This is a genomic window from Sporocytophaga myxococcoides (genome assembly GCF_000775915.1).
Taxonomy (GTDB): Bacteria; Bacteroidota; Bacteroidia; order Cytophagales; family Cytophagaceae; genus Sporocytophaga; species Sporocytophaga myxococcoides_A.
Window position 1 is genome coordinate 525,061 of record NZ_BBLT01000001.1, and the last position, 23,722, is coordinate 548,782.

The following is a 23,722-nucleotide window of genomic DNA, read 5'->3' on the forward strand; positions in this document are numbered from 1 at the left end:
AATGATGGTTCAGGATTCTATATGACAGTTAAGTAATATACAAGTTGATAGCATATTGTACTTTTATCTTAAACCTTGTTGTCAGAATTTCAATGATAAGCTGGAAATTTTAAGTTAAAATGATCCAGGTCAGGAAGGATAGGGGGATGATAGTGTTATCCTTAATGAAACACCAATATTTTTTGTTTTCTTCTTTGCATCCGAATTTTTATGATCAGGCATATGTTGTCAATCTTGTTTTCTGTTGAATTCTGATTCTAATTGTAAATTTCTATTAAATGCTATAAAATAGATTTATTCTTATTAGTTTATTTTTAGGAATCCAAGGGAAACTTCTGGCCAGAATATCAGGTTCATTGCAGTCGCACTAATATATTGGTTATTATGTTTTTTATATAAGAATTTAAAAAAGGAGGGGAGCATGAAAAGTGCAGTAATTGCTAGGATTTACACGCTGGTATTTTTTGTACTATTTCTTTCAGGGTGTAAGGTGATAGAAGGTATTTTCAAGGCTGGTATGTGGACAGGAATCATTATTGTGGCATTGGTTATAGCCCTTATTATTTTCGTCCTCAGAAAAATATTTTGAGTAAGATTATTGAACATGGTTGTCTCTGTAGTTCTCTGAGAATAGTTTTAAATTAATTATCCGGAGAATACAGGGATGAATGATTTAAGGGAAATTATATACCTCTCAATCTTGAGTATGGTTAATGCTTTCTATAGCACTATCGACTACGAGAGAATTCCATCCGTTAAATTCTTTTTTATCGAGTACTTTAATTCGATCTTTGATTTTTTTCTTAAAGTTAGAGCAGGTTGATTTTCTTAGTGATAACATTTCGGATAATTCATCTGATGTGAGGTCTTGTTTATTTGAAACAAGGTACATCATGTAAAAGGCCTTTACTATCGGAAATTTAAGCTTATGAAAGATAGTATTTGCTGTTACAGATTCATTATATCCGCATTTGCTGCATCTTCTGTCAAATTGTTCCTTACCTTTTCCACAGCTGTTTGAATTGCATTTCTTACATTGAAATTTGTTTTGATTTTTAAGTTCTTCGAGGTATCTGAAACACGTGAGTTCATCGGGATAAACTTTAACAAACTCTTCAAAGTTTACCTGATTCTTCATAATTCTGGTCATGGCTATATCAGACATATCTTTCTTAAGAGCCCTGTTTGCAAGGTCCAATTGAAGATTCATTGCAGTGATTTCTTCAGTTTGGTTTATTAGTCTTTCATAAGCTTGTTTAAGCAGTTCTGTTCTCTCTGCTACTTTCTCCTCCAGTTCTTTGTTGATTTTATCCTTTAACAATTCTTTCTCCTTCATTTCTTCAATAGCTTTGTTCTGCGCTGCCTGTCTCATCTTAATTTCAGCGCCCATTCTGTCTGTCAGAGACATTGAGAGTAAAATTATATCAAGTATGATTCCAATATTCAGGCTGTATACTGTGAAGATATTTGACGTTATAAATCCATAGTTTTCTAATGCTGTTATTATAAATGCGGCCAAAAGACTTGTATATGCAACACATAAGAAAAAAGCTGTTTTATTTCCTTTTAAATAACTTCTAAGGGATATTTGATAGGCCAGGAAAAATGGTATAATATCAATGTATATAGCGAATAATACATTTCTGTTGAAGAATAAACCAAATAGTAATATCAGTCCTCTGATGACCACTATGAAGTTGATAACTTTGTTAAAAAATGGTTGAGTCTCCTTCAGGTTTAGAAATCCTTTTATGAATAACAGAGAAAAGGTAATGATGCCATACAAGGCAAGGCTGAATGCATAGAGATTCCATTCAGGATGATCTGGCCAAAGATACTGAAAAGCAAAGCCACTCTGACACATAGAATAAAGACTGAAGGAGAGTACATAAAATACATAGTACAGGTATATGGACATTTTAATGGATATGTACATTAAAAGATTGTACAAGGCCATCATGATTAAAATACCATAAAAAATTCCCAGTACATAATATTCTGCCAGGGCATAGGATATGAATTTTTTATAAGTTCTGATTTGTGGACTTAAATTGTTTTCGTTTTCTGAATTTATTCGAATGTAAAAAGTGTAGGTGTGATTATGAGGAATCTGTAATTCGAATTCTGGGTTTTTATGAAATAACATCCGTTTTTTAAATGAAATCAGGTTGCCCGATTGTGTCAACTGATATTGTCCGTTTTCATCTGGAGAATAAAATGAGATGTGGTTGATATTGTGATCAAACAATTCAATCAGCCAGTTTTTCTCATTTTTGGTCAAGTTTTTAATGGAAAATCTGAGCCAGTAAGCTGAAGCCTTATTATGGTTTACCGGATCAGAAGACTGATACATGAAACTGTCAGCATATGCAGGACTCAAAATCTCCTTAATACTAAGTTTGTTTGTCTTGTCTTCATACACGCCCAGATATTCTTTTCTTATTCCTTTTTCCTCAATGTCATTAGTCAATAAAAATATACTCTCAGCCTTTAAAGAGATGCTTGAAAAGTGTATTAGAAAAATGCAAAAAATACAATAATATGTTTTCATATTATTTTGTGGTTGTTAAAAACTTGTAAAGGCTAAATTAATAAGTTTTTTTTAATATGATGATGGATGGTCTGAAAAAAAATATAGATCAATATATGCCTACTTTAGATGAATGAAAAGTTTGTCTTTTAAATGTTTTTAAAAACAATAATCGTTGAAATTTGAATTTTTAGGCTTGTTTTTGTTGTCTTTTAAGCGAAAAATATAACTGATTTACTTGATATTAAATGGGTGTAAAACAAATTTTTCCTTCATTAAAATTTGACTTCTTCTCATCTTCTCGATAGTATGGTTTATAATCAGACCCGAATGTGAATAACAGTATTGTTAATGTCACTATTCTGGGAATATTCAAATTTATTAAATAAAAGAGTCATTAAATTTTATCTGAGATTTTGCCCAAACATTAAGTAATAAGACTTATGGAAAGAATTTTAAGTACACCTGTAATTGGATTAGAGGATCAGTTTAATTTCTTTGAACGGGACTTAAGAGTTGAACTGGCTGCTGCTAAAATTGAGAAATTTGAAAAGGGAAGTCGTATTCACAGGCAGAATGCCTTCCTGGTTTCTGTTCCTATACTATTAGATGGAAGTTTAAGAATTTTTCGTCAAACGGAAGACAGAGAAATTTTGCTCTATTATGTAAATAAAGGTGAAACCTGTATGATGTCTTTATTGTCGTGCTATGGCCAAAGACCAATGAATGCGGCTATGGAAGCGGCTGAGAAATCCGAACTGATTCTGGTTCCACGAATTAAAGTGTATGAGTGGCAAAGAAAATATTCCTCCTGGAACGATTATGTACTTAAAACTTTTGCCCAAAGGCAGGAACAATTGCTGGATTCCTTTGATTCGCTGGCTTTTTCAAGTATTGATAAAAGAATTAAGGATTACCTCATCAGGCTTTCTTCCAAAACAAAACAGCAGATTGTTTCAATAACACACCAGGAACTTGCCAATGAGCTAGGCACAACCAGAGTTGTAATTTCCAGAATCTTAAAATGTCTCGAAATAGAGGGAGCCATTGAATTGCTTCGTGGGGCAATAAAAGTAAAGGACTTGAAACTTAACTAAGGATTTAACTTTAATTTCTGCTTGTTTTGTAGCTATTGGTAATCCCAGGTATTATCAATAGCTTTTTTTTCAGTATACTTTTTATCGTTTTCTGTCTTCAGACTTTTTTTAAAAAAAAAATAAATAAAAGAACAAAGAATTCTTAGCTAAGTACAACTTAAACTAAGCTTAACTTTAAGTTATTGTATTATTTGTATATGTATTAGGATTTAAGGTTAAAATTGAAAATTGCTGGAAACTAATTTTAGGTAATTTCATCCTGGATATAAATTCTAAGAAGATGAATAAAACCATACTGTTTTTTTTAATGACTATATTGCTGGCTCCTCTGACAGCATCATCCCAATATGCTACACCCTGGTTGCATGTTGAGGGAAATCTAATAAAAGATCCAGCAGGAAACACTGTTATACTAAGAGGTGTCGATTTTCAGGATATCAAAGAACAAGCCACAGATAGAACCGTTGGCCTGAATGGCTTGATTGATGTAGTGACAAATCTTGATGATACATTATCCCAATCACCAGGATGGTATACGAGAGTAATTAGATTTACAGTAGAACCACCTATTTCAAATCTGGAGGAATATTATCAGCAGACTTTAAAACCTGCTGTGGACTACGCTACATCTAAAGGTCTTTATGTAATTATAGACTGGCATTACATTGCTGATGTAAACGGTAATATTGAGTCTACTAATGCTTTCTGGACTTATATGGCACCTAGGTTCAATAATTACTCCAATGTATTATATGAGGTATACAATGAACCTATTAATACTAATCTTACATGGGGGCAATTCAAACCATATATGCAGGCATGGGTAGATCTAATAAGAAAGTATGCGCCGCATAATCTTATTCTTGCCGGAAGTCCTGTATGGGATCAGAGAATGGGAGATGCCGCTACCAATCCGTTAACCGGAGGTAACATTGTGTATGTAGCCCATATCTATCCTGGTCATTGGACGGCAACAGGTGCTGGCTCAGTAAAATCACAGGTAGAGAGGGTGGTAAAGGTTCATCCTGTATTTTTATCGGAGTGGGGTTTTAGCGAGACCGTTTCTGCTACCAGTGCTTCTTTATTGAAGGGATCTATTGCAAGTTATGGAGATCCAATAGTTAAGTGGGCGGAAGACCTTGGCATAAGCTGGTCAGCTTGGGTTGCTGATAATGACTGGGAACCTGCGATGTTTACAAGAGACTGGAAGTTAAAAGTTGGTCCGGGAGAAATGGGAGGTTTTACCAAAGATAAGCTTTATGAATTCAGAGACGATCATCAGCCTTCTGATGTACCATGTTTCGCTCCTTACTTAGGTCTTCCTCAGACTTTATGCGGGAAAAACTCTGTTACAATCGGTCTTCAATCAACTTCCGATGATGTCTCGTTCAAGTGGTTTAAAGATGGAGTTGAACTAACTGATCAAACTGAAGCCTCAATTGAGGCTACTGAAACAGGAAGGTACAAGGTTGAAGCTACTTTAGGTTCTTGTACAATGGCTGATGAAGTGGAGGTTGTAAAAACTATGTTTCCTGTTAGCCTAGGAAAAGGAGCAGTCCTCAGTAAAGATCCCCTTATTATAAAGGTTGATAACGCGGAAGAAAAGTTTACTTACCAATGGTATCATAATAATAAACTGATTGAAGGAGCAGATTCAAGTTCTTTAGCGGTCTTCGATACTTGTGGCTCATTTTATTCTGTTCTTGTTACTTCCGAAGATTGCGGGTTTGTCTCAGATACATTTAAGATTTTATGTCCAAGAGGATATTTTAAAGGTAAACCTTTCGATATTCCTGGAATCATTCAGGCAGAGGATTATGATTTTCAAAATATTGCCAATACAACCTATTTTGACTCGGAGCCTGCAAATCAAGGTGGTGCATATAGAAATGATGAAGTTGACATAGAAGTAACTAAAGATATAAACGGAGCTTATAACGTGGGCTGGACAGAAACAGGGGAATGGTTGGAATATTCAATTTCAGTAAAAGAAAACGGGGAATATCCGGTATATCTCAGAGTTGCAGGAAATCCGACACCGGCAGTTGGAGGAAAAGTTCATATAAAGCTGAATGGTAAAAAAGCATCTTCTACGCTTACTCTTCCTGTAACTGGTGACTGGCAAAAATGGGAAACGGTATCTTTAGGTATTGTTAATTTCAATACTACTGATACTTTATTAAGATTATTCATTGAAGCCCCAGGTTTTAATATTAACTATATAGAAGTTGGGGCGAGGGTAGAGACTAGTATTTTCGGTAAAAGCAATACATCTTCATTAAAGGTTTATCCAAATCCGGTAAATGATCTCGTATTCTTCTCAGAGGAAATTCCATATGATTGGACAATTACTACGATTTTAGGAAATGTGCTACTTAGCGGGAACGGCATTAGTGCAGATGTGAGCAGCTTAAACAGAGGTACCTATCTGTTGAATGTGAATAGCAATGTCGTGAAAATAATTAAATAAATAAATAGTTAAGTGAATAAAGCAGAGTAACAAAGAAGGCCGATTGTCGGCCTTCTTTGTTTGTCAGATAAAAGTATAATTGCATTGCAATTTAATTCTTAATTGGATTATCAATAGTGTTGGAAACCTCCGGTACCTGAATGCCAGTATCTCAGCTTATCCATAGATTCTTATTCTGTCGATATAAACTCCAGAACAAAAAAACTAATTTTAATAAGATTTAGCCAGTTCAGGATGTTTTTGCTGATTATTGGACAACTAAAACGATCTTCAGTGTATGCGGGAATATTAATGGGGAGGTAACTGAACTTTTAATAGAAATTTCACTAAAGCAGTGATAAAAAGATATAAAAACAAAAGGGGCATTTGCATGCCCCTTATTGTCTGTCAAAAAAAGTAACCAACTTTTTTTACACCTTGTGAATTATAAAATTCACGACACCCCAAATTGTGAAATCCATTGTATCTGTAATTTCGACTGGCTTTTCAGCATTGTCAGAAAAAAGGTACAGTTTATTTTGATGTTTTCCAACCCTTTTTAAAACCATTTCTCCGTTAATTATCGCAATTACCATAGAGTTCTGGCCAGGTTCTTCTTTTCGGTCTACCACTAAAAGATCACCATCTGTGATCCCGGGCAGCTGAAGTTTGTTACCCTTTATACGGACATAAAACGTCGAGGACGGATTTTTGATGATAAGATTCTCCAGATTTTTTTCTTTTTCATTTTCGGATACTCTTGTTGACTGATTTACAGTGTTTTCATTAAAAATAGCCTCCTCGATTTTTAATGAAATTCTCTGGTCATTTGCAGATACTCTTAGCATTTCCGTTAATAATTTTAGCAAATATATATACGATATGCTAAATAATTTAGTTTTTGTGAAAATATTTTTTTTAACTTTGAGCCGTTAATCAGGAAGCTTTAATAAGAGAAAAAACGCATTCCTCCTGTTTAACTGTTCAAAATTTTTATAATCCATATGGTCACTTGCCGGATATAAAATAAATTTAATTTAACAAAGATTTAATGCTTTTTGCAATCGTCGATATTGAAACAACGGGGGGCTATTCCGAAGGTAACAGGATTACCGAAATTGCTATAATAATAACAGATGGCTATAAGGTTATAGACAGATTTGAGTCTCTGATTAATCCAGGTGTGCCAATTCCACCTTTCATTACGGGCCTCACAGGCATAGATAATTCAATGACTGATGGTGCTCCTCATTTTAGTGAAGTGGCCGAGGAAATTTATGATTATCTTAAAGACTGTATTTTTGTAGCACATAATGTTAGTTTCGATTTCAGTTTTGTGAAGTCAGAACTTGCTGAAGCTGGCATTGAATTAAAGGTAAAAAAACTCTGTACGGTAAGGTTATGCAGGAAAATATTTCCCGGATTTCCATCTTACAGCCTCGGTAACTTATGCAGATTTTTAAATGTGGAAATTGAAAACAGGCATAGGGCAGGTGGTGATGCCGAAGCTACCTACGAAGTGTTCACTAAATTGGTGGCCAGTGATTCGGAAGGTTTTATTATTACTTCTTTAAAAGCCAATTCAAAGGAAACTACGCTTCCTCCAAACCTTGACAAGGAACAGTTTAATAGCTTACCATCTTTTCCGGGGGTGTATTATTTTCATGATGAAAATGGCAAAACCATTTATGTTGGCAAAGCAATAGATATAAAAAAGCGCATTGCCGGACACTTTAGCTCCAGAAATTCAGCTGAAGAAAAACTTAGATTTTTTAACAATATTTACAGTATCTCATTTGAACTTGCTGGCAATGAGTTAGTGGCATTTCTCATGGAATCTCATGAAATAAAAAGACTATGGCCTCCTTACAATAAAATACAGAAATTTCCGGAAGCTCAGTTTGGTATTTTTTCCTATTATGATCAGAATGGTTATCAAAGGCTCAGTATAGGAAAGGTCCAGAAGACACCCCCCTTGTTTTCCTTTAACTATTTGACTGATGCCAGAGACTTTCTGTATGCTGCTGTCAGGGATTTTGATCTTTGTCCCAGATTGTCAGGGCTTCAAACTACCAAAAAAGCCTGCGTGGATTACAGTCTGAAAGCTTGCAAAGGAGCTTGTGTAATGGAGGAGTCTCCAGAAGACTATAATAAAAAGGTCGAGTATGCATTGGATGGAATGAAACAGGAAAAACCAACTTTTGCTATTATCGGTAAAGGTAGATCTCGGTATGAAAATTCGATAGTTCTTATTGAAGACGGGAAGTACCAGGGCTTTGGTTTTGTTGAAGACAATACCCTTAATCACATCGATGATTTCAGAAATGTCATCACAAAACAAAAGGAAAGTAAGGATATTCAGAAGATTATAAGTCAGTTTGTTGCAAAGCAGGAAAAAGGAAAACTGAAAGGATATAAATTTATTACCCTTACATCAGATAAAATCGTTGTTGAATAATAAGAACTCAGTCTTACATTTTTAATTAAAAGGGTCCCGGTGGAGGGACTCTTTTTTATTGAATGCATTCATTCAAATTTTTTATAAATTCTATAGAATTCTTTTATCTACTCTTGTTTTATGCCATTTGATATAAGTCTTATAAACTTTGGAACCTGGGTAGATTCATATGTTATATTAAAATCTTCTTTAGTTCCTGCTGTTATGAGGTAAGCAGAGCTTTAACGCAGCCATGAATAGTTATAATATTATTCTGCACCTTTTATCTTTTCTCTTAGTAAATCATTCTCCTGGTTTAATACTTTTAACTGCTGGCTCATTTCCATCTCTCTTCTCATCATATCTTCTTGCGTTGCACCTAGTTCTTCAAGGTTTTGTCTCATCTGCTCTTCCTGCTCTCTTAATTGCTGCGATTTTATCTGAGTTTCATCAAGAAGTTTTTTCATTTTCTCTGCTGTCATTGAATTTGAAAGAGAAGCAGCGATATTTTCAGATATCTTTAACAAAAAGTCAATTTCATGCCCTGCAAATATTTTAAAGGAAGCCAATTCTATGACTCCGTATATTTCTTCATTGTATTTAAGTGGAAATACAATAACTGATCTAGGCATTGCCAATCCTATACCGGACCTGATCTGCACATAATCCTCCGGTACATCGGACATGAAGATAGGCTCTTGCTCTACCCATGCTTGTCCAGCCAGCCCTTCTCCTTTTAAATAACGGGTTTTTCCGAATTTTCTTCTATTCCATGCATAAGACGCAATCTCTTCTATATATTCTTCCTCATTTTCTACCTGACAGACAAGGAACATTCCCTGGTTTACATCAAGGTATTTTACCAGAGAAGAAAGAATAGTATAAGCAAACTCTGTTCTGTCATTATAGTTATTCCTTAACAGGTCATTAAACTTCGCATTACCTTCGTTAGCCCAATTCCTGATCTTATCTTCCTCTGAAACTTTTTTAAGGTTGTTCCTCATTTCTAATAATGAATTTCCAAGAACATCCTGGTTACTTAAGGGACTAAAATCTGCTTCAAAATTTCCTTTCCCGATATTCTCTGCAAACTCAGAGGTTGCTTTTAATCCCTCAATTAAAGTGTTGATTCCTTTAGCCATTTTACCAACCTCATCGTTTTTAATGTTCTGAAGAGGTTGCGGATGCAAACCTTTGCTAAGATCTTCTGTGACTTCTCCGATCTTTTTAATCTGATTGAGAACCGTATTTGATGTATAAACTGATATTACCACACAGACTACTATGATTAAAATACCGGATATGAATAATCCATTTTTAAGAGACCCGAAAAACTCTGTCATCATCAATTCATCCTTTTCTTTTTCGGTTTCTTTTATCTTGATTATTATATCAGTCTGTTCTATAATCTTGTTTGCAATAGGGATAACTGTTGCCTCAAAAGCTTCACTTTCCAAAGAATCAGATGAACTTGCTTTGTAATTATTTATAATTGTAGTTTCAAGAGCGATAAGTTTATCTACATTATTCATTACTCCCTTCAATAGTTCTTTTGATTCATCTTCTTCCCAGAATACTCTGTTGGCAAGTAAATCTTTTTTCAACCTGTGTAAATTACTTATATAATTTATGTCGGATGTTTTATCAGCTTGTACAGGAGGATAGCCATAAACAAGACCGGAGATGTTATGTACACTTTGCAGTACTTCAAATCTGAACTGATTAAGATTTTGCAAAGAAGGATCTTTCTCTTTTAAAATCGCCCAAAGGGCTCTTTGAGAGTTGTTAATAGCAGAAAGGTTAAATACACCATTTAAACCAAAAATGATTATTAGAATGAGGAAACCTCCAATGATTTTCTCTCTTATTCCGAAGTTTTTTATTTCCATTGCAATAAGCTTCTATTCAACTATCTCAGAATGTTTTTGAAAGTATCTGCCGTAAAAAGCTATATAAACGTAACAGATAAAAGCTATAATTAGCGCTGCTTTAAGTCCTGAAAACGAACTTAAAGATTTATAGATTAAAGGAATAATTGCTCCTCCTGCAATACCCATAATAAGTAATGAGGCTCCTCTGCCTGTGTATTCACCCAACTTGTGCAATCCAGATGCAAATATTCCAGGAAACATAATTGAATTGAAAAAACCAATTGCAGCAAGAGCATAAATGCTAAATTCCTCAATTCCTGCAATCCCGACTGTTAGTAAACATAAGGTGCTCAAGGCAAAAATAAAAAGAAGCTTACCTCCATTAACATACTGTAAAATAAATCCTCCCGCAAACCTTCCTGCCATTGCCAAAGCCCAATAAGCGTATATAACTGTAGCTTTATCACTTGTCAGTTCCGGGCAATATTGATCTATGATGGCTCCTAGGTTCGATCCTATAGTCACTTCTGCACCAACATACATAAATATCCCAAGTGCTGCAAGGTACAGGTTTTGTTTAGAGATGTTTTCATTATTATGTTGTGTAGTTTGATTATTCTTTACAAGATCGGGCATGGGAAGAAAGAATATCAGAGAGCCAAGGATTATCAGCCATATGGCAACTGTCCAGTAGGGAGATTGAACAGCTATAGCCTGAATTTTTCTGAAAGACAGTAATTGGTCAGGTTGAAGTAGAGAAATCTCTTCATGGGTAAGGCTTGCCGTTTTCATTATCAGGAAAGTTCCAAGTATTGGTCCAAGTGTAGCTCCCAGAGAGTTTAATGCCTGAACTACTGTAAGTCTTGAAAATGAATTTTGAGAAGATCCAAGGTTTACAATATATGTATTTGCGGATATTTGTAGTAAAGTTATGCCTGAGGCGAGCACAAATAATCCTCCCATAAACAGAGGAAATGAGAGAAGCGTTGAAGCTGGATAGAACAGATAAGCTCCTGCAGCTGCTATTCCCAGTCCGGTTACCGTTAAATATTTATAACCAAAAAAACTTAGTAGATCTTTTTTGTATTCGGAGAAAAGAAAAAAAGCCAGTGCTACAAAGAAGTATGTTCCGAAGAACGTGAGATTTATAAGACTCTTTTTAAAATCGTCAAGCTCGAATATATAATCAAGCTGGGCTATAAGAGTACCATTTAATGAGGTCAGTAATCCCCATCCGAAAAATATTATGCTGAATGCCAGTAATGTAGTGTTTTGAAATGGCGGCGGTTGTATTTTCATTTTATAGTTTACATCGACAATATAATAATTTTCATATTCAACCCTCAACGGAAAGTATTCTAATTGGTTGTGCTAAGGGCTTGATTCAGTTAGATTTCCTAAGACTTTTATGCCTATTTTAAATTCATTTTTTGTTCAGAATAGCGTAAGAAAAAATAAGCTAATTTTTTTGAATGGTATTTTTAAATAAAGTCTTGATAATGTTTTATTAAGGCCATAGAATATGTGGTGCAGAACCATTTATATGAGATTCTGTTAATAATGAAGAAGGTAAATTCAAGAAGGTATATTCAGACAAAGAAGGAGGAGAAGTATGGAACTGATATCAAAGATTATTTGTCCTACAGATTTTTCAATTAATTCGAGTAATTCGGTACGCTACGGATATGAGCTGGCTAAAGTTTTAAAAGCAGAGCTTGTTTTATTTCATTGTATTGAATCAAAATATAAAGATGCATTTGATGAAAGCATTTACCGCGAAAAGGAAAAGGCTTTAAAAGAGTTGAATTCTATTGCTGAAGGGCATCGAATAAGGGATAAATATGGTAACGTAACCATTTCATCTTTAGTATCGGCAGGAAATCCAGCCAATGAGATCATCAAGACTATAAAAGCTGGGGAAGGAAATCTGGTAGTGATGGCTACAAAAGGAGTATCAGAAAGGTATGCCCCTTATAGTCGTATTACTTCAGAGGTAATTGAAAGAACATGCTGTCCTGTATTGGAAGTACCTCCGGGAACTACCTATACTCCTATTCAGAAAATAGTATATACAAGTGAGCTTTCAGGTGAGGATGAAAAGACAGTAGTCGATTTTGTTATAGGTCTTGGAGAATGCCTTCATGCGCATATCGATTTTCTCACTATTCAGGACAAGGAAGATTCACCTAATGCAGATGACCTTATTAGTTATGGTTATAATAATTTCCTGTTGAAAAGTGATACTAGCGATGTAGCCTTTTTTGTTCTTGAGAAAAAAGACATCATAAAAGGGATTAATGAATTTACAGAAAGGCATGAGGCTGATCTGATCATTATTTCACCAGGTCATGATAAAATGTACGACAATTTTATGGAAGCTAGTAGTACTCATCAGCTAGTTAATAAAACAAGTTTTCCTGTTTTGGTAATGCATAAGAATAAAGAATGTCTGGCTACTGCTTAATAAAATTCACAAATCATAAAATCCATAATTATGGAACAATCAGGGTTGAAGTCATTGGTTGGGGAAATTGAGCGTATAGGAATAACCAAAGCTAAGAATATATACTGGAATCTTTCTCCGGCAGAACTTGTTGAACATGCCATCCGAAACGGAGAGGGCATATTGACCAATGAGGGATCTCTTGCATGTGACACCGGAAGGTTTACCGGAAGAAGCCCGGATGATAAATATTTTGTTAAGGATGAATTAACAAAAGGAACCATTCATTGGGGAGAGATCAATCATCCCATAGATGGAAAATTCTTTGATGTTGTCTTCAAAAAAATGCTCGAATTCTCTGAGGGTAAAGAGCTATATGTAAGGGATGCATTTGTCTGTGCTGATTTTAATTACAGAAAATCACTTAGGATAATTACAACCAAAGCATACCATAATCTATTTAGTTATAATATGTTTATAAGGCCTGAATTATCAGAGCTTCAATATATAGACCCTGAATATACTATTTTATGCTTTCCTGAGTTTGAAGCCAATCCTGAGACAGATGGAGTGAGAAGCAATAATTTTTCTATAACGGATCTTACAAGGAAAGTAATGCTTATTGGTGGAACTGCATATACAGGAGAAATCAAGAAATCGATATTTTCAGTATTGAATTTTGTCCTTCCTCATCAGCATCAGGTTTTATCCATGCATGCTTCTGCCAATATAGGAAAGGAGGGTAGGGTAGCGGTGTTTTTTGGTCTTTCAGGAACCGGAAAAACAACTTTGTCTGCAGACCCTGATAAATTTCTTATCGGAGATGATGAACATGGTTGGGATGATAAAGGAGTATTTAACTTTGAAGGTGGGTGTTATGCTAAAGTCGCTAATCTTGATGCTAAAGCTGAACCTGAGATTTACGGTGCAATCAAATTCGGTTCAGTACTGGAAAACGTCAGATGTTTTCCTCATTCAAGAGAGGTCGACTACACTGATACGCGTGTAACTCAGAATACAAGGGTTTCATATCCTATTGATTATATTCCCAATGCTGTGCACTCTTCCAAAGGTGGCTTACCTTCTAATATTTTCTTTCTGACTGCTGATGCTTTCGGGGTTTTGCCTCCGATATCAAAGCTTACTCCTGCTCAGGCCATGTATCATTTTATATCCGGATACACAGCTAAAGTAGCCGGTACTGAGGAAGGGGTAGATGAACCTAAACCTGTGTTTTCAGCATGTTTTGGTGCGCCGTTTATGCCTCTGCACCCAACAGTATATGCTAACTTGCTCGGGGAAAAAATGAAAAAGAATAAGGTGAATATATGGCTTATTAATACTGGATGGACAGGAGGGGCATATGGCACGGGGACAAGAATTAAGCTAAAGTTTACAAGGGCAATGATTACAGCAGCTCTTGAAGGAAAGCTTGAACATGTTAACTTTAAAAAAGAACCGTTCTTTGGCTTGATGGTACCTGATACTTGCCCGGGAGTACCTAATGATATTCTTTTACCTTATAGTACCTGGCAGGATAAGGAAGGTTATAAATTGACTGCAGAGAAACTTTCAGATGCATTTGTAAAAAATTTTGAATCATTTGAAACATTTGCCAATGAAGAGATCCGTGCAGGAGCTCCGGTGGTAACAATCTAAGTTATTCAGAAAGCTTCTGTAAGATAGAGATAAAAGCCGGAGGAATTTTTTCCTATAGCGAAATCGACCCTAAGGTTGATTTTCTCTTTAGGTAAAATAGCAAAGCGTATGCCTGTTCCCAATGAATATTTCAAGCCATCTATGGAATAGTCTTTCAAACGTTCGCTTACTTCTCCTAATCCGGCAAATGCAACCGCACCAAACCTTCTCCATATATGCATTCGATACTCGCTTTGCACTGCTATAGCATTGTTATCTCTGTACCTTCCCAGATAGTAACCTCTCATAATAAATGGCCCTCCAATGTATGAAAGGTTTCTGACAGGAACGTCACCTGCTGTGATCTGTGAAAACAGCTGTAGAGCTAGTACATTCTGACTGCCTAATTTTATAAATTTTCTAAAATCAAAAAAGTTGGTTTGAAACTTAAAATTACTGCCGGTGATTTTTCTGTATAATACATAGGATACCTGAAGATATGCTCCTTTGGTAGGATAAAATGCATTGTTACGGTTGTCCCAGGCAATAAGTGGTCCAAGACCAGAGGCAGTGCCACCATTTCTACCTAAGATATTCTCCTGATCGAATAAACCTCCCGGTTCGTAATCAAGACTAATGACATCCTGTAGTTCATAATCAAATCCAGTATATAGCTTTTTATATATTTTCCTCATGTATTGAGAGGTAAGATATATTTGCCTGTATGTATATGTTTCCAAATTACTTTTAGGTGTGTTATTTCCCAGACCATAGAATCTGTCAGGGAAGTAACTATAAGTTCCAAACCATTTAACTATGTAGTTTTCTTTATTAAAAAATAATCCTCCTCCACTTTCTATGATGATTTGTTTCCTCTGAGTATAGATGATAAATGACTGCACATTGGAAGATCTTACAATTGTGTCTTTACCTATCTTAAAAATTACAGTGCCAAGCGCACCTCCTCCAAATTTTGTCTCAGGAGTGTTTATTACAAGCGGAAGAACAAGAAACGCTCTTTTCTTTCTGAGAATAGTAATGCTGTCCTGCACAGAGGATATTGCAATAAGAGATCTTGTGAGAAATAAGAGTAAAAAATATATTTTGATAGATCTCATATTTGAATTCTTCAGGTCAATTTTATAATTATCAGCGCAGCTTTTTGTTATTGAATCTTTATATTTATATGTCAAAACATTGAATGAGATAATTTTGACATTATCTAAGTTTAAACAGGATTTATTCATTTAGTTTCAATAAAATCCTGTGGAAAAATAGTTCTGGATTAGATTATCTTTTATTTTTATATTTCGTAAACAGGCTTGGAATGGAGGATATGGAAATCTAAATATAGTCGGAATTGAATGTAGGTAGCCGGAAGACAAAATCCGCTAAAAGTAAATATGAAGCTCTTAATTATTAATGAGTTATATATAATCCAAGTTTAGTACTCACAACAGGAGCAACCTGGAATAAAAATTACTTAACCTAATTCAATACTGCTATGAAAAAGATCCGTTACTATACTTTACCTTTCTTTTTTTGTGCAATATTTATTTCATGCGACTCGCTGGAAAAAAACGTATTTTTTAATCCTTCTTATCTTAAAAACTCAGCTTCTATTAATGTTAATAACCATGAACCTAGGGAATGTATTGCGTCTGTTGAGTTGTTCGATACTTTGACTAACTGGCAGAATAGAAAGTTTGATCCTTCCCGGGAGTTGGAAGGTTATATACAATATTCAGCTCAGGTATCGCATGGGATTGGGGAATATGGACTTCTTACTTATCTTAATAAGAAGGATTCTTCTTTTGTTATGATCTTCGCAAAAACTGCTGGTGATATGGTTTGTGAAGTAAAAGGTGTAAAAAGAATTATGGTTCAGGACAAGCAAGTTTTGTTTGAAACTTTATGCAGAACCCAGTGCGATTTTGAACAACCTGCTACAAGCATGATTAAAATCGATAAAGACGGAAACGTGAGAACAATAAAATCATGGGTGGTAGATAAATCAGTGGGAAAAGTTTATAAACTGAAAATTTCAAAAGTTGATTGTGTAGAAGCTTATTATACTGACTATGATTAATGAGGCTATATTTAAAATACATTTGGTGCAATAGTTATTAAATTATTTCAAAAGCCTGATTTTAGTTGTACCTTTGCATTCAGATAGAAGAGTAATCCAGTATGAATTTCAGTAAGTTGCAAAGAGTAGTTGTTATTCTTGCCGTTTTATCGTCAATTTTTATCCTTACCATTTTTTTACTAAGGGCTTCCATTGCCAATTGGGCTCTAGGTAAAGTCAAAGAAAAATTCAGAACCGATTATCATGCGACTCTTTCATTCAATAATATTTCTGTTCATGGCCTTTCCGGTATTAGCGGAAAAGAATTTTATATCGTTCAGGATAATAAAGATACTCTAACTAAGGCTGAAGCCCTTTCATTTGAATTGGACCTGTTTCATGCATTAACCGGCGATTTTAGATTTAAATCTTTTTCTATCAGAGACGGATATTTTCATCCTGTAAAAAAAGGGAAGGAAGATAATTACTCTTTCTTATTGAATAAGGGTACAAATCATGAAAGTTCCGATACATCCAAAGGGTATGGGTATATGCTTAACAGGCTTTTAAGATCATCCTTTAAAGCACTGCCTCCCAAATTAAAGATTTCTGGATTTAACTGTGTTTTTATAAAAGACCAAAAGGAGTTTGTTTTCATAATAAAGAAATTTTTTCTGTATGACCAAAATTATAGGTCATCTATAGAAATTCCGGATACCCATCAGGTTGTATTATCAGAGGGGCAAATTAATAAGCGCAAAAGACTGATCAGTGGAAATTTGTATGGTGAAGTCTCATCGATGGAAGTCCCATTCCTGAATGATCTTTTTCAGTTGGATTTCAGGTTTGATACACTCACATTTAATCTTGCAGAAAATAGATTTAGTGATGAAAAGCTAAATCTTAAAGGGAAAATTAAATTTGATGCTTTAAAAATTAAACATCCCAAACTTGATTCCAATGAATTGGCTTTTAAAAAAATAGCTGTGAATTATTTCATTTCCCTTGAAAAATCTTCAGTTACTTTTGAAAGCGATAGTGCCTATTTGAATGATATCTGTCTTAATGGTAAAGCCACTATTGACAGGAAGAATCAAGGCATATACTCTTTAAATCTGAACATGCCTGAAATGGAGGCTCAGAAGTTTTTTTCGTCATTACCGGTGGGATTATTTTCCTCTCTGGAAGGAATTAAGGTAGAAGGTAAACTTTCTTATCAACTCAACTTTTATCTAGATAGAAGCATGATTGATTCTTTAAAGTTCAGTAGCAACTTTAGCGAAAGCGGATTTAAGGTGATCAGTTATGGTAAAACGGATTTTTCTAAAATGAATAATCCCTTTGTTCATACCGCATTTGAGAAAGGGGTGGCTGTAAAATCTTTTACTGTAGGTATTGATAATTCAGAGTTTACGCCCATTGATCAGATATCTCCTTATCTTAAAAATGCCGTATTGTGCTCCGAAGATGGTAGCTTTTACTGGCATAAAGGCTTTAGAGAGGATGCTTTTGTAATGGCAATGAAAGATAATATTCGTAAGGGAAAATTTGCAAGAGGTGGTAGTACTATATCTATGCAATTGGTAAAGAATGTATTTCTTACCAGAGAAAAAACGATAGCCAGAAAGGTAGAAGAAGCTTTAATCGTATGGATTATAGAAAATAAAAGACTTACGGGAAAGGAAAGAATGTATGAGGTTTACCTTAATATCATTGAATGGGGGCCAGGTATCTATGGTATCGGTAATGCTTCAAAGTTTTATTTTAATAAGAAGCCATCTGATCTTACAATAGAAGAAAGTATTTTCCTGGCAAGTATAGTTCCTCAACCAAAAGCGTTTAAATATTATTTTGATGGAGGAGGTAAGCTGAAGCCCTTTCTTAATCAGTATTTCAAGAAGATAGGAACATTGTTACTGAGAAAGGAAATTATTACAGAAGAGGAAAATAATAAAATCGTTCCTTTGGTAAAACTCACTGGCGGAGCAGCTCAGTATGTATTCCAGGATAGCCTTGCTATTGATTCTTCTTTTTTTCAGCAAGATGAAACTTTGCCTTCGTATTTTATAAAAGAATAACAAAATTATCATACTCAGGTTAAGGTTGAAAAATCTTATAAACATGGGAAATAAAAATCAGCCTAAGGAAAGAGACAAGGCAAAAGAGAATCCATCTGAAAAAGATAAACTTCCAAACAAAGGACCATCTCAGCCAAATCCAAAGGAAAGAAATCGTTAAAGAAAAAGGGAGCTAGCTCCCTTTTTCTTTTAAAATCAATAGCTTATTTCTTTCTTTTCTTTAGGGTGTCAGGTTTGGCTACTGGCATATTATCTTTTGATTTTGGTTTCAGTACAGTTTCGGTATCACTATTTTTAGGGGGAAGTTTGGTGGGAATTGTATCTTCCTGAAGGGAGGAATCTCGCTCTAAGAGTGTCGTATCGACCATGTCAGTCCCTGTATCGACAGTTGTAGAAAAAATTTTTTCAGTTTTTCTCTCATTACATCCCAGAATAATAAGGCTTAATATAAAAGTGAATAGTCTGATATACTTCATAACCTTTTATTTTAAGAACAATAGGGATATCAGATTGTTTTGATCATTATAAACACATTCCATATTAAATTTCTGTTGGCATGGATAAATTGTTAAATCAGCTCAGATATATTAAAGCTGGCGCTATTTGCATGTTCTTTGCATTGTGTGGTAATCTTTTCAAAGGGGATGCTCTCAATAACTGGTATACTCAACTCACGCTTCCGGCATTTACTCTACCTATCTTATATTTCTTTGCTATGGGATTTATCTTCTATTTCATTTGTGGTGTATTGCTATACAAATTATTCTCTGAAGAAAATAATAAAAAAGAAACGATTTCTCTGATTACTCTGGTTGTCATTATGATGGCATATTACACGACTTGGGATCTTGTGTTTTTTGGATTAAGAAGTCCAATGGCAGGTTTTTTTGCTTATATACCATTTACCTTGTTTGTGTTTTATATCTTTTACAGATTTGCCAGATTGTATCCTGCCATATCAATCGTTTTCCTGCCATTCATTGGATGGCTTGCCTACGCATTCTTTTGGCTTATCAACTTATGGACATTAAATTAATAATAAAAAATCCTGATGTTTGTGCATCAGGATTTTTTAAATTCTGCTTTCCTAAGCCTGATATAATTTCTGATAATATTCTGTAGCCATTCTGTCTGAATCAAACTGTGGGTATACATCACACATAGCTTGTTTCATTATTGTCGTCCATCTGTTTGGATCCCTGTAGTAGGTAGGTATAATCTCTTCTTCTAATACTCTGAGTAGCTCTTTGTTATCCTGATCATCCCTTTGTACCCAGGAATCAGTTGGCTTACTGTTGATTATAAAACTATTTACTCCATGTTTGGCAAATTCAGGAAACCACCCGTCCGGAATTGAGAAGTTAATAGATGCATTCATTGAGGCTGTCATTCCGCTGGTTCCTGATGCTTCCCTTGGGGGAATCGGATTGTTAAGCCATACATCGGATCCTTTTTTCAACATGGCGGAAAGTTTCATTTCATGGCCTGTAAGGATTGCACAACGATCAAATTGCTCTACTGTGTGATTGATATAATTAAATATATCAATTCCCAGCTTGTCTTCAGGATATGGCTTTCCTGCCCATATGACCTGGATTGGTTCGTGCTTTCTGCTTATGAGGCCAAGGAATTTTTCATAGTTATGGAGTAAAAGCTGTGCTCTCTTGTATCCTGCAAATCTCCTCGCCCATACAAGAGTTAGTACATTCGGATCGAAAATCTTTCCGGTCTGGTCTGCAACCTCTTTAAATAGCTCTTGCTTTAATTCTTTCTTGCGCCTTACCAATAGTTCATCATTATTGGTATTGAGAGCATCTTCCAATACCTCATCTTTCCAGAATTTTTTATTTTGTGCATTTGTAATATGTATGATAGGACAAACTCCTTCATTGCCCTGCCACATAGATTGAGATACTTTAGAATGTATTTCCGATACTCCATTAGCTATTTTAGATAGTCTTAATGCTGTAAGAGTATAATTCAATGTATCACCACTGATTTTGGCGATTCTTTTCACTTCATCAAGAGGTATGCAGTGAAGAAAACTCATTTCTTCAAGCAGTTCCAGAGAATGTTCTTCATTACCTGCAAGTTCCGGAGTATGGGTAGTAAATACCATTCGGTTTCTGACTGCTTCTTCACTTCTGAATTTGGAATAAAGGTAAAATACCAGTGGAAGCGCGTGACCTTCATTCATATGGTATACCTCTGGTTCTGATCCAATAATATCCAGAAGCTTGGCACCGCCCACACCTAGTACAATAGACTGAGCTATCTTGGCTGCAAGGTTAGAATCATATAATTTATGAGTGATAGTCCTTGATAAATAATCGTTCTCAGGTATGTCAGTAGAAAGCAAAAATAAAGGTGCTGTACCGAATACATCTGGGGGAAGAAAATAGGCTTTTACGTTTACCTTTGAATCGTGAATTGTGACCGGAAATATTATTCCAGTATCTTCCAGAAAGGAATATTCCTTTTTCACAAATTTAGCCTCCATATAATGATCCTGATTCCACACCTGATCATAATATCCGTATTTCCATAAAATCCCGATACCAATCAGGTTTTGCTTTAGATCATAAGCACTTCTTAAATGTGACCCGGCAAGAAAACCCAGTCCTCCTGAATATATTTTCAGTGATTGATCAACAGCAAACTCCATTGAGAAATAAGCGGCCCTTTTGCTGAATTTAGGGTTTATATCATAAGTATGAAGTCTGTTTAGAAAAGTCCCATGCATAGAATTTTGCTTTATATAAGTATTCATCTTAATAATTCGATAGTCTTGATTTTGTTTCTTCCGATTAAAAGTAATTGAAGGAAAGATATGAAATTAATCCAATAAATTATGAATAGGCAGATGTCCTTATTGTCGGATTTATGCATCGCTATAATTAGGTTTTACATGTTTCTTTTTCCCTTTCTGTAATCTTTCTTTCAGATAAAGGGCGTTAAAGGGTGCGTAAGCATTTTGGTCATTATCAAAATATATAAAAACATCTTTTCCATCGGCCAACCAGTTTTTACAGCTTTCAGCCCATTCATTAAGTTGCTTTTTGGAATAATCCCCGGAGTATTTTTCTTCCGGACCATGCAATCTTATATAAACAAAATCGGCCGTTGTAATCACAGGAGACATATGATGATTTAGCTCATAAATACAAAAGGCACAATTGTTCTTTTTCAATAGTTCATATACTTCTTCATTATACCACGAAGGGTGGCGAAACTCAAATGTATATCTGAACCCTGAAGGAAGGTAACTGATGAATTCTTCTAACCTTTCAATATTCAATTTCATATTCGGAGGAAGTTGAAATAGAATAGGGCCAAGTTTTTCTTCCAGAGCTGAAATGCTGTCAATAAGTTTCTTTATACCTTCAGTGGGCATATTGAGACGTTTGATATGAGTAATGTATCTGCTTGCTTTAATACTGAATAAAAATCCCTTAGGCGTGTTATTATACCAGACTGAAAATTGCTCTGATGTGGGAAGTTTGTAAAAGGAATTATTTAATTCCAGGGTCTCAAAAAAACTGTCGTAATAAGCCAACAAATCTTTAGATGCCATTTTTTCCGGATAAAATTTTCCTATCCAATGTTTATAGTGCCAGCCTGAAGTACCTACAAAAATTTTCCCTTTTTTTTCTAACATAACCTTTTTTCTATAAAACATTATACAATAAGATTTTAATTCATTTAACTGATTGCAATGAGCTTTCTTCCTTTCTGCATCTGATGGAAAGTCCTAAACAATACATTGTTCTGAGGGTTTAGGCATTTATGAGAAAGAACAATTTAACAGGGACTATCCCTTCATTATGGGGGTTCCTATTCATCGGTTTTGCCATTGTTCAGTTAAATGATCAGGATCCTTTTATATGGATTTCTATCTACTCATTCGCAGCTTTAATATGTTTCTATTCTGGAATAAAAAGAATTCATTCACTGATATTAATGTTATTCGCCTCTTTATTTGCTGCTGGTTGCATTTATTTATGGCCTCCTGTATATGAAGGCATAGCAATGCCTATGGACTACAGCTCCAATATAGAATTGGCAAGGGAAGCTATGGGTCTTCTGATTTGTGCGGTAGCCATGATAAACCTCATTGTCCTTAACTGGATTTTCATGAGAAGAATAAAGATGGCTAAAAAAAGAGTTCACTAAAATCCGAAGAAACACTTATATGGAAAAAACTTTTTCTATACAGGAAGTAAAGGCCGCCAGGTACTTTATAGAAAAAAAAATTGCTCTTTTTATTACCGAAGATCAATATAAATGGTACATAGAGCAGATTGAAAAGGTAAGATCAGGAGTTTACAGAAATATTTATTTTGCTTTCAGTAAAGTATCAACAGTCTTTGGTAAACGCATACTTGATTTAAATGAGAATGATCTGATAGAAGCGGTTATAATTCGAAAAGGCTGGAATCCTTCTTTCTGGACTGTTTCTGAGTTTATAAGGATAAACATGCTGATGGAACTTACTTTTCTGAGTGGGGAAGAATTTCTTAATCTGATTAAAAATATTTTTGGTACTGCTGATCTTGATGAGCGGGTAGCAATATTAAAAGGCTTGCCTATTATGCCTTATCAAAGCAGATTGACTGAAATTGCTTCCGAAGGAGTGCGTTCAAATTCCAAACTGCTATTTGAAGCTATCGCCCTGAACAATCCCTATCCTTGTGACTTCTTTACTGAATCACAATGGAATCAGATGGTACTAAAGGCAGCTTTCATAGATAGTCCAATCAGCGATGTATTTGGTTTGGAAAGACGTGCCAATGCTGCTCTTTCTGATATGTCAATCGATCTCGTACATGAAAGAAAAGCGGCAGGAAGGGAAATCACTCCTGAGATCTGGAGAATCATAGCTCCATTCCTTTCAATAGATCATCTTGACGATGTAAAGGCTTTGTTTAATGATAACAATGTATTAAATCAGGAGACTGCAGCATTGGCTTGCTATATAAGCAATACAGAGGAAGCTATTCTAATGTTGCTTGAGTACAGACCTGATCTGCATACAAAGATGATGGATAATGAATTGTCCTGGCAGGATATCACCAATAAGTGGAATAAAAAGAAATTACAGGAGTTGTAAA

Annotated in this window: 19 protein-coding genes; 11 read left to right on the plus strand and 8 right to left on the minus strand. The window is 35.0% G+C overall.

Going from position 1 to position 23,722, the window contains the following annotated elements; translation table 11 throughout:
* Window positions 1-421: 421 nt before the first annotated feature.
* Window positions 422-589, plus strand: a complete 168-nt coding sequence (locus MYP_RS26325) for a hypothetical protein (RefSeq protein WP_197059990.1) — start codon at window positions 422-424, stop codon at window positions 587-589.
* Between the two features lie 105 nt (window positions 590-694).
* Here the strand turns inward: MYP_RS26325 and MYP_RS02130 are convergent, their stop codons facing one another.
* Window positions 695-2,551: a 7TMR-DISM family protein gene (locus MYP_RS02130; protein ID WP_081990372.1), complete on the minus strand. Its 1,857-nt coding sequence runs from the start codon at window positions 2,549-2,551 to the stop codon at window positions 695-697.
* Between the two features lie 422 nt (window positions 2,552-2,973).
* Here MYP_RS02130 and MYP_RS02135 point away from each other — a divergent pair, with 422 nt between their 5' ends.
* Both MYP_RS02135 and MYP_RS24675 read left to right on the plus strand, forming a co-directional pair.
* The gene (locus tag MYP_RS02135) at window positions 2,974-3,627 is read left to right on the plus strand and encodes a Crp/Fnr family transcriptional regulator (protein ID WP_052429897.1); all 654 of its coding nucleotides are present in this window, start codon (window positions 2,974-2,976) and stop codon (window positions 3,625-3,627) included.
* A 280-nt stretch (window positions 3,628-3,907) separates the two neighbouring features.
* A complete protein-coding gene (locus tag MYP_RS24675; RefSeq protein WP_052429898.1) occupies window positions 3,908-6,097 on the plus strand; it encodes a cellulase family glycosylhydrolase in 2,190 nt (729 codons plus the stop codon).
* Between the two features lie 410 nt (window positions 6,098-6,507).
* On the opposite strand, the gene MYP_RS02145 is transcribed toward MYP_RS24675, so the two are convergent.
* The gene (locus tag MYP_RS02145; RefSeq protein WP_052429899.1) at window positions 6,508-6,924 is read right to left on the minus strand and encodes a LexA family protein; all 417 of its coding nucleotides are present in this window, start codon (window positions 6,922-6,924) and stop codon (window positions 6,508-6,510) included.
* A gap of 203 nt (window positions 6,925-7,127) precedes the next feature.
* Here MYP_RS02145 and MYP_RS02150 point away from each other — a divergent pair, with 203 nt between their 5' ends.
* Complete coding sequence (locus MYP_RS02150) at window positions 7,128-8,534, plus strand: exonuclease domain-containing protein (protein ID WP_045457808.1); 1,407 nt, start codon at window positions 7,128-7,130, stop codon at window positions 8,532-8,534.
* 248 nt (window positions 8,535-8,782) lie between these two features.
* Here the strand turns inward: MYP_RS02150 and MYP_RS02155 are convergent, their stop codons facing one another.
* The gene (locus MYP_RS02155) at window positions 8,783-10,402 is read right to left on the minus strand and encodes a GAF domain-containing protein (protein ID WP_045457811.1); all 1,620 of its coding nucleotides are present in this window, start codon (window positions 10,400-10,402) and stop codon (window positions 8,783-8,785) included.
* A gap of 12 nt (window positions 10,403-10,414) precedes the next feature.
* A complete protein-coding gene (gluP, locus tag MYP_RS02160; protein ID WP_045457814.1) occupies window positions 10,415-11,683 on the minus strand; it encodes a glucose/galactose MFS transporter in 1,269 nt (422 codons plus the stop codon).
* A gap of 313 nt (window positions 11,684-11,996) precedes the next feature.
* Here gluP and MYP_RS02165 point away from each other — a divergent pair, with 313 nt between their 5' ends.
* Together MYP_RS02165 and pckA are read left to right on the plus strand one after the other, a co-directional pair.
* A complete protein-coding gene (locus MYP_RS02165; RefSeq protein ID WP_045457817.1) occupies window positions 11,997-12,848 on the plus strand; it encodes a universal stress protein in 852 nt (283 codons plus the stop codon).
* Window positions 12,849-12,878: 30 nt separating this feature from the next.
* Complete coding sequence (gene pckA / locus MYP_RS02170; RefSeq protein ID WP_045457821.1) at window positions 12,879-14,486, plus strand: phosphoenolpyruvate carboxykinase (ATP); 1,608 nt, start codon at window positions 12,879-12,881, stop codon at window positions 14,484-14,486.
* 5 nt (window positions 14,487-14,491) lie between these two features.
* Here pckA and MYP_RS02175 read toward each other — a convergent pair whose 3' ends face one another.
* A complete protein-coding gene (locus MYP_RS02175; protein WP_197059991.1) occupies window positions 14,492-15,583 on the minus strand; it encodes a BamA/TamA family outer membrane protein in 1,092 nt (363 codons plus the stop codon).
* A 386-nt stretch (window positions 15,584-15,969) separates the two neighbouring features.
* Here MYP_RS02175 and MYP_RS02180 point away from each other — a divergent pair, with 386 nt between their 5' ends.
* Together MYP_RS02180 and MYP_RS02185 are read left to right on the plus strand one after the other, a co-directional pair.
* Entirely contained in the window at window positions 15,970-16,554 is a 585-nt protein-coding gene (locus MYP_RS02180) for a hypothetical protein (protein WP_045457825.1), read from the plus strand.
* Between the two features lie 101 nt (window positions 16,555-16,655).
* Window positions 16,656-18,611 (plus strand): biosynthetic peptidoglycan transglycosylase, encoded by a 1,956-nt coding sequence (locus MYP_RS02185; protein WP_045457827.1) that lies wholly within the window; start codon window positions 16,656-16,658, stop codon window positions 18,609-18,611.
* A 203-nt stretch (window positions 18,612-18,814) separates the two neighbouring features.
* On the opposite strand, the gene MYP_RS02190 is transcribed toward MYP_RS02185, so the two are convergent.
* Window positions 18,815-19,087: a hypothetical protein gene (locus tag MYP_RS02190; protein ID WP_045457830.1), complete on the minus strand. Its 273-nt coding sequence runs from the start codon at window positions 19,085-19,087 to the stop codon at window positions 18,815-18,817.
* An 80-nt stretch (window positions 19,088-19,167) separates the two neighbouring features.
* On the opposite strand from MYP_RS02190, the gene MYP_RS02195 reads away from it, so the two are divergent.
* Entirely contained in the window at window positions 19,168-19,647 is a 480-nt protein-coding gene (locus MYP_RS02195) for a TspO/MBR family protein (protein WP_045457833.1), read from the plus strand.
* Between the two features lie 51 nt (window positions 19,648-19,698).
* On the opposite strand, the gene glgP is transcribed toward MYP_RS02195, so the two are convergent.
* Together glgP and MYP_RS02205 are read right to left on the minus strand one after the other, a co-directional pair.
* On the minus strand, window positions 19,699-21,381 hold the full coding sequence (glgP, locus tag MYP_RS02200) for an alpha-glucan family phosphorylase (RefSeq protein WP_197059992.1): 1,683 nt from the start codon (window positions 21,379-21,381) through the stop codon (window positions 19,699-19,701).
* Window positions 21,382-21,492: 111 nt separating this feature from the next.
* Window positions 21,493-22,269, minus strand: a complete 777-nt coding sequence (locus tag MYP_RS02205) for a DUF72 domain-containing protein (protein WP_045457837.1) — start codon at window positions 22,267-22,269, stop codon at window positions 21,493-21,495.
* Window positions 22,270-22,397: 128 nt separating this feature from the next.
* Between MYP_RS02205 and MYP_RS02210 the strand changes: the two genes are divergently transcribed.
* Both MYP_RS02210 and MYP_RS02215 read left to right on the plus strand, forming a co-directional pair.
* Complete coding sequence (locus tag MYP_RS02210) at window positions 22,398-22,784, plus strand: transmembrane 220 family protein (protein WP_045457841.1); 387 nt, start codon at window positions 22,398-22,400, stop codon at window positions 22,782-22,784.
* Between the two features lie 19 nt (window positions 22,785-22,803).
* Window positions 22,804-23,721: an EboA domain-containing protein gene (locus tag MYP_RS02215; RefSeq protein ID WP_045457844.1), complete on the plus strand. Its 918-nt coding sequence runs from the start codon at window positions 22,804-22,806 to the stop codon at window positions 23,719-23,721.
* Window position 23,722 lies beyond the last annotated feature (1 nt).